The sequence below is a fragment of the Mesotoga sp. HF07.pep.5.2.highcov genome (assembly GCF_003666285.1).
Classification (GTDB): domain Bacteria; phylum Thermotogota; class Thermotogae; order Petrotogales; family Kosmotogaceae; genus Mesotoga; species Mesotoga prima.
Genome location: NZ_JFHJ01000483.1, coordinates 1 through 6,213, shown reverse-complemented (window position 1 = coordinate 6,213; position 6,213 = coordinate 1). Strand labels below are relative to the sequence as shown.

Here is a 6,213-nt window from a genome sequence, read left to right as displayed (position 1 = left end):
GATAGGGGTGCTTCAATCGATACTTCCCACAGAAAGGATACTTTGACTGTAAATGTGACTTTTACTCTATCTTTTATGTTGCCAGAAAACACGTCTTTTCTGCTTTTATCGGTTTCCCACTCTACCTCAACAAAAGGTTCAATGTAGCCGTTTTCTTCGAGTTTGCTCATCATAGCTTCCTGAGTGAGGGGAATATCATAGATCAGTTTCGAGGGATCCGCCGGTTTACCGCTCTCTATAACTGAAACCGATTCAAGAGCGTCAGGTTCAACGATTTTTGGACCGTCAAAAACAACTTCAACATCGACAACAGGGTATTCCACAACCTGAATCTTCAAAAGACCGGAAGATTCATCGAAACTATAGTAAACATCTGAAAAGTAACCGCTCTTTCTAACTCTTTCCAGTGCCTCACTGAGTTCTGAATCGCTAATCTCTTTTCCCCGCTGAATATCAAGTATCTCAAGCACCTCTCCATCCGAGATCACTCTGTTGTCAAGAACGGTAATTCTCGAAGGAACAATAACTGCAAAAACAGATCCTGAGACCAGGACCAACACAAGAATCAAGAACAATCGTCTAACGGACATCTGACAAACCTCCCAGGGATATTTCTGCCTCTTGAAGAATGGTCAAGACCATCTTCATTTTGACTGGTGAAGTGAAGCAGTCGTTCCCGAAAGCTTCTCGAAACTGCGACGACGAAAATGCATACCCCTCGTCATCCAGTAATCTCTCTATAGACCAGTCTACACGGTCGCTCAATGTAATAACAGCAAATAGAGTCAAAGGGACATCTCCTACAGGCTGACAATCTATACTCGAGAGCAAGAACTTCGCACTCACTTCAGTTCCAGATCCTTCGACCGAACGAATCCTAAATTCCCCTCCGGTGGACTCCGCAGCAAACTTAAGCATAGGAAGCCCCAATCCGAATTTCACTTTCTTTCTCTTTTCAGTATAGAAGGGATCTAAAACGGATTCAAGTGATTCACTCGAAATTCCTTTTCCCCTGTCAACAACCGAAAAGTAAAAACTCTCTTCTCTCTTCTCGACGATTCTCAATGTAGCTTCCTCCGTTCCAGAGTCGACTGCGTTCTGAGCGATATCAATAATGTGGTCACATATGGTTCTCAATCCCATATTATTCTCAGCGACCTTCCATTTGAATAGAGAGCGCTTCTAAACTCCTCGAAGCTTCTTGCCTTTGACTCAATCGAAACGGTGGGGGTGATCATACTTAAACTGTGTGCATCACTTGAATGAATGATGTTCTCCACAGGAAGTTTCTTTTCAAGGGTTCTCTTGAACGAAATCTCCATCGGTACTTCCCTGCAGGTCTCAGGTATGAAACCTAGCTGAGTCAAAAGTCCCATCTTTCTTTCAACGTGAGCCATTACAGAGATTCCGCCATACTCCTCTACGGTTGACAGAGTTTGCGAAATGCTCAAGAGAGCTGGTTGACCTAGCCAGATCTCTTCGAATCCAGTGAAGGTATCATCTTCATCAACGATTAACTGATAGCCTGAGATCTCTGGATCGACCGATAATCGCGAAAACTTTTCCTCTTTCAGCCACTCAGAGTAATCCTCAGCTATCTCAACCTCGGGAAAATAAGCGAGTATATGAACATCTTCCAAAGTGTGTACTTCTATGCCAGGTATGACAACTACACCAAACCTGTTTAGTACTTTACTGAAAACCCTGACATTCCTCGCACTGTTGTGATCGGTTATTGCAACCCAATCTATTCCCTTTGAAACGCATGTTAAAGCTATTGCATTGGGAGTCATTGTGATATCTGCGCAGGGGGAAAGACAACTGTGAATATGGAAGTCACAAAGAAACGACAAAGCCCGCTAGCCTCTCAGCCCACTCTTGATAAGCTTGAGCGCAGTATCGAAGGTAGTATAATCGCTTTCAAGAAGGACAATACCAGTTTCTTCTGCCTTTCTTACAGTTGATTCCTCGAAGTGAAGACCGTTGCACAACACGATCGCTCGCACTCCAACTATGGAGGCCACTGCAAGTATATTTACATGAGACTGAACGGTCAACCAGATTGAATTTGAGGGGGCATTGCCCATCACATCGCTAAGTAAATCACCAATATATGCATCGGAAATTTCAATGTCTAGAGGCAGGCTAGTAATTACTCTCATTCCACATTTCTCAATCAGATCGTTCAGTTTCATTTTATTTCCTCCCATTCCGATAGAAATGCATTTCCAAGACGACTCCCTTTCCGGCTTCGGATACAACAACCATTTTGTCGGAATACCTTCTCATGTTTGAAAGACCCATTCCCGCCCCAAATCCCAGTTCCCTGACATGGTCTGAAGCGGTGGAAAACCCTTCCTTCATTGCTTGTTCCACGTTCTCTATGCCTCTTCCATAATCCTCCACTCTCACTTTGGTTACGTTTTCATCGTACCAGGCAAAAATGTAACCTTCACTCCCACTGTGAATAACTACGTTGACTTCAGCTTCGTAACAGGCAATAGAAACTCTTCTTATTAGCGTGTCATCATCCGTCAGAGTTTTAAGAAAACTCTTGAGTTTTGCAGATCCAACTCCCGCAGTATCGATATCTGTGTAATCAATATGGTAAACAAAATCGGCACTGGTCTTCTCAACATAATCTCCCGTGATTAGGGACTTGTCAAACCAGTCAACGCTCTGTTCCAAGACCTCTCTCCGTCGTTTGTCATGAACATAAATCAATCTAAATTTGTCAAGAATAGCACCAATTATATCCTTCTTGGAGATAATCCCTACAAGTCTTCCGTCGGAATCAACAACCGGGAATCTGCCATACCGATATCTGTTGAACATTTCTATTACCGACTCAAGTTTCATCTCCGGAGAGAAAGTGACTATATTCCGTGTCATGTGTTTTTCGATCGGATCAGTGATGTAGTTACCCTCCAGAGCAACAATAATGTCTTCTATACTTACTATCCCTTCGAGTTGATTGTTACCGTCGGTAACGGGAATACCGGAGATCTTGCAAATCCTCATCAGCTCTTTCGCCTGCCACATTGTTCTATCCTTGGTCAGTGTTACAACACTCTTTATCATTATGTCCTTAGCCGTGATATCTGCGAATAACCCCCTTAGTTTATCTAGAAGGTCGTCGACATTTCTTTCAGTCAAAGTGTTTCCCTTCCTCAAGAGAATCTCCCAAGTTCTCATTGAAGAGAATTCCGCAGGCTCTATACATTGACATTCTCGCGTGAACTAGCGGCATATCCAGCTCTTTTGCCAACTCTATAGTTGTCTCCGGCACATTTCTCTTTCTAATTATGACAACGGCTGTTGCACCGACTACGGAAGCTGTCCTGACACACTGTGGAGAGTTGAGTCCAGTTACCAAAATCATTCCGGGACCTCCGAAAGCCAGCACGTCGCTCATCAAATCGGCAGCACCTACCGACTCCACTTCTGGGTCTCCATCACCGCAGTACAGTATTTCACATCCGAGAATCTCGATGATTCGTGATAGAGTCATTATCACTGAGCCTCCCTGTTGAGAAGATCTCCTGTGTAACTATGCCGAATGAAAGCATCAAAAGTTACTGGACAGCCAGTTTTAAAGATTTCGGCTATGGCGATGGCATACTCCTGAATTTCTGCTTGAGCATGTGAATCGGCCCTTTGATTAAGAAAATTCATAATTGATCTGGCGTTTACTGTCCAGTAAGCCTCAGTGTACATTGAGGTCGGCAGAACTATTCTTGCCATCTCTTTGGCTACTCCCATTTCAATTAGCCTTTTATATGCTGCAAATGCGTTTTCATAGGCTTCACTGATAATCGATGTTGCTCTTTCGTTCAGTTCCTTGTCTTTGCAGACAATCGACCCTTGTCTGTTGTCTTTGTCAGGTATTCTGATGACGCCCGGTATATACCACTCTTCGGAAAACTCAGTATATCTTCCACTGCGTTCATTAATAGACGCAATTCTGTGTCTTACCAGTTGCCTCATTACAAATATGGGAAGCTTCAAGTGAAACTTGAAAATGATGTGTTCAAAGGGAGATTGGTGACCGTTTTTCATCAGATAATCTATAAGCCGATCATCTCTCTCCTTATTTGTCAGACCCTTGCCATAGCTTGTCCTTGCAGCTTGAACTGCAGAATAGTCATCACCCATCTTATCTACCAGCTCTACAAATCCTCTATCCAGAACATCAATCTTCATTGTTTCCTCCGTCTTCTTTCATTGCCTTCCTTTCTTGTGAAGTCCTTCTCTTTTTACTAAAGTATTCTAACAGAAAGAGCCCAACAACAACTATCGCGGCAAGCGGAACTATTGTAACAAGCGCAAGCTCGAAAATCGCTCTTCTTCTTAGCTCCTTCAATGCCGAACTCACTTCATCGTCAAAACTCTCGTATCCGCTCAGCTGCAGATAGAACCTAGCGAGATCATAGTAGTCTCGATCTTTCATCAGATAGTATGCCATTCCAAGATTCCTGACTGCCATTGAGTTCTCCGGCCAAAATCTCAAAGAATCTTGATAGTTCTTTACCGCCTCTTCAAAATCACCGTTTCCAAGGTAATAATTTCCAACGACCATTGAGGCATTTGAGGCGAACCTGGGTGGGATTCGGTGCAAGTCTATGGAATTTAGGATTTCCAGAGCTTCAGAGGATTCACCCATTTTCATGTAAGCCATAGCCGCATAATACATCGAAACAGGTTCATCTGTACCCAATCGAGAATAATCTTCTAGCACAAGCTCTTCGAGCCCCGAAACGAACTCACTTTCAATTAGATCATCTCCGAGCAAGTCTTGAAGACCTTCGGAGAATATTCTTTCTCTTATCTCCATAAGCCTATCTTTATCAATCGAACTGCCACTTGAGTATACTTCCAGAAGAGCTTTATAGGGGAAATACTGATTAGGTAATAACTCAATCAACTCATACGCAGTTTTTACAATCTCTTCTGATGATCTTGGATCTCTCGTATCCACCCAGTCATAGAAGAAAGCCCTCAAAGAAATCGCCTTTATCAGATTATCGCTGTTTTGAGTAGAATAGAGCATATTCAAAGCCGACACTGTAGATACGGAAACCAGTTCATTGACAATCTTAATCCCTTCCTCAATCTCAGATGGAAGGGCTTTATCCTTCAGTTCCTCGTAGAGGTTTGAGAACCAGACCTTGTAGTTGGGCTGAATTGTCTCCCTGTATTTCAGACCAACCGCGATTGCTAGAATGGCTTTCGTTTCGACACTTTGAGTCTCCAGCGACTGTAGTTCAATCAGATACTCTTTGGACAGAAGGAGCTCGGCATTGTCAAGCGCAAAAATCAAAGATACAGACACTAGAAAGATCGCGACGGCAAATGCTGACTTCATGGAATCTCACTCCAAAATTCGCCAAGAGTGATTGCGAGAAATGGTTTAGCTGATTCCATAACGTCGTCAATTACTAGATAAAGACTTGGTTTCTCTTCAATCGTTACGCAAACCCCAGTACCAGAAAAACGACTGGTCTCCCTGACCGAGAAATACTCCCAGTCAAATCTCTTGACACTCTCGTAGTGACCAGGCATCAGTGAGGGGTTCACAGCCTTCGAAGCCTTTTCTATATGGAGCTCCCTCCCTCTGTCCCAATCGTAAAGTCTGTAAGTAACATCGCTGTTCTGCTGGATCTCTATTAACTCCGAACCCGGACCTATCGCATGAACAATTCCTGCAGGCAATGCAAGAAGATCTCCACGCTTCAGAAGGATGTGATTAAGATCGTCTTCCCTTACGCTGTCAACGGGTTTGGTTTTATTCTTCATTCCAGCAAGAACCTGCCCTTCGTTTAAGAAATACCAGCATTCACTCTTTCCCCAGGGCTCTCCTTCATAGAGACGGGCAAACTTGTCATCAGGATGAACTTGAACTGAGAGCCATTCGCTGGCGCAGATGTGTTTCACCATGATTGGGAATCTAGGCAAAGATCTTCCCGATAACTTGTCTATAACTTCGTTTGGTGATAGTCTTGTTGATCCCGATTCAAGCCATGTTCTCATTCCTTCAATATCTGAAAGAAGCCATACTTCTCCAATTGGCTCCTCCGAATCAACTCCGTATATTCTATTTAGCTTCCGGTCACCCCAGGGCCTCGGTGAAAAGACAGGGCAACTTCTAAGTATCATCAGATGATCACCTCCAGGAAACGTTGAATTCTTTCCTGAGCAACAACCACTTTTTTT

At 43.5% G+C, this 6,213-nt stretch carries 9 protein-coding genes; all 9 read right to left on the bottom strand.

Going from position 1 to position 6,213, the window contains the following annotated elements:
• Nucleotides 1-590: POTRA domain-containing protein (locus BG32_RS10215; protein ID WP_310793888.1), on the bottom strand; the 590-nt coding region annotated here is incomplete at its 3' end.
• The gene (locus BG32_RS10210; RefSeq protein WP_006492158.1) at nucleotides 580-1,143 is read right to left on the bottom strand and encodes an ATP-binding protein; all 564 of its coding nucleotides are present in this window, start codon (nucleotides 1,141-1,143) and stop codon (nucleotides 580-582) included. The genes BG32_RS10215 and BG32_RS10210, both read right to left, overlap by 11 nt.
• On the bottom strand, nucleotides 1,134-1,853 hold the full coding sequence (locus BG32_RS10205; RefSeq protein ID WP_006492157.1) for a PHP domain-containing protein: 720 nt from the start codon (nucleotides 1,851-1,853) through the stop codon (nucleotides 1,134-1,136). Before BG32_RS10205 ends, BG32_RS10210 begins: the two co-directional genes overlap by 10 nt.
• 6 nt (nucleotides 1,854-1,859) lie before the next feature.
• A complete protein-coding gene (locus BG32_RS10200) occupies nucleotides 1,860-2,195 on the bottom strand; it encodes an iron-sulfur-binding hydrogenase (RefSeq protein WP_039882828.1) in 336 nt (111 codons plus the stop codon).
• Nucleotide 2,196: 1 nt separating this feature from the next.
• The gene (locus tag BG32_RS10195) at nucleotides 2,197-3,174 is read right to left on the bottom strand and encodes a CBS domain-containing protein (protein WP_006492155.1); all 978 of its coding nucleotides are present in this window, start codon (nucleotides 3,172-3,174) and stop codon (nucleotides 2,197-2,199) included.
• Nucleotides 3,149-3,511 (bottom strand): hypothetical protein, encoded by a 363-nt coding sequence (locus BG32_RS10190; protein WP_006492154.1) that lies wholly within the window; start codon nucleotides 3,509-3,511, stop codon nucleotides 3,149-3,151. Before BG32_RS10190 ends, BG32_RS10195 begins: the two co-directional genes overlap by 26 nt.
• A 2-nt stretch (nucleotides 3,512-3,513) precedes the next feature.
• Nucleotides 3,514-4,203, bottom strand: coding sequence for an FAD-dependent thymidylate synthase (gene thyX / locus BG32_RS10185; RefSeq protein ID WP_121526789.1), 690 nt, complete (start codon nucleotides 4,201-4,203; stop codon nucleotides 3,514-3,516).
• Nucleotides 4,193-5,365 carry a tetratricopeptide repeat protein gene (locus BG32_RS10180; RefSeq protein WP_121526788.1) on the bottom strand — a complete coding sequence of 391 codons (1,173 nt, stop codon included), beginning with the start codon at nucleotides 5,363-5,365 and terminating at the stop codon, nucleotides 4,193-4,195. The genes thyX and BG32_RS10180 overlap by 11 nt, the downstream gene beginning before the upstream one ends.
• Nucleotides 5,362-6,156 carry a type I phosphomannose isomerase catalytic subunit gene (locus tag BG32_RS10175; RefSeq protein ID WP_006492150.1) on the bottom strand — a complete coding sequence of 265 codons (795 nt, stop codon included), beginning with the start codon at nucleotides 6,154-6,156 and terminating at the stop codon, nucleotides 5,362-5,364. The genes BG32_RS10180 and BG32_RS10175 overlap by 4 nt, the downstream gene beginning before the upstream one ends.
• Nucleotides 6,157-6,213 lie beyond the last annotated feature (57 nt).

Excerpts from the sequence above, each read along its gene's own strand:
- BG32_RS10210 (WP_006492158.1), bottom strand. The coding sequence starts at position 1,143 with ATGGGATTGAGAACCATATGTGACCACATTATTGATATCGCTCAGAAC.
- BG32_RS10200 (WP_039882828.1), bottom strand. The coding sequence starts at position 2,195 with ATGAAACTGAACGATCTGATTGAGAAATGTGGAATGAGAGTAATTACT.
- BG32_RS10190 (WP_006492154.1), bottom strand. The coding sequence starts at position 3,511 with ATGACTCTATCACGAATCATCGAGATTCTCGGATGTGAAATACTGTAC.
- thyX (WP_121526789.1), bottom strand. The coding sequence starts at position 4,203 with ATGAAGATTGATGTTCTGGATAGAGGATTTGTAGAGCTGGTAGATAAG.
- BG32_RS10180 (WP_121526788.1), bottom strand. The coding sequence starts at position 5,365 with ATGAAGTCAGCATTTGCCGTCGCGATCTTTCTAGTGTCTGTATCTTTG.
- BG32_RS10175 (WP_006492150.1), bottom strand. The coding sequence starts at position 6,156 with ATGATACTTAGAAGTTGCCCTGTCTTTTCACCGAGGCCCTGGGGTGAC.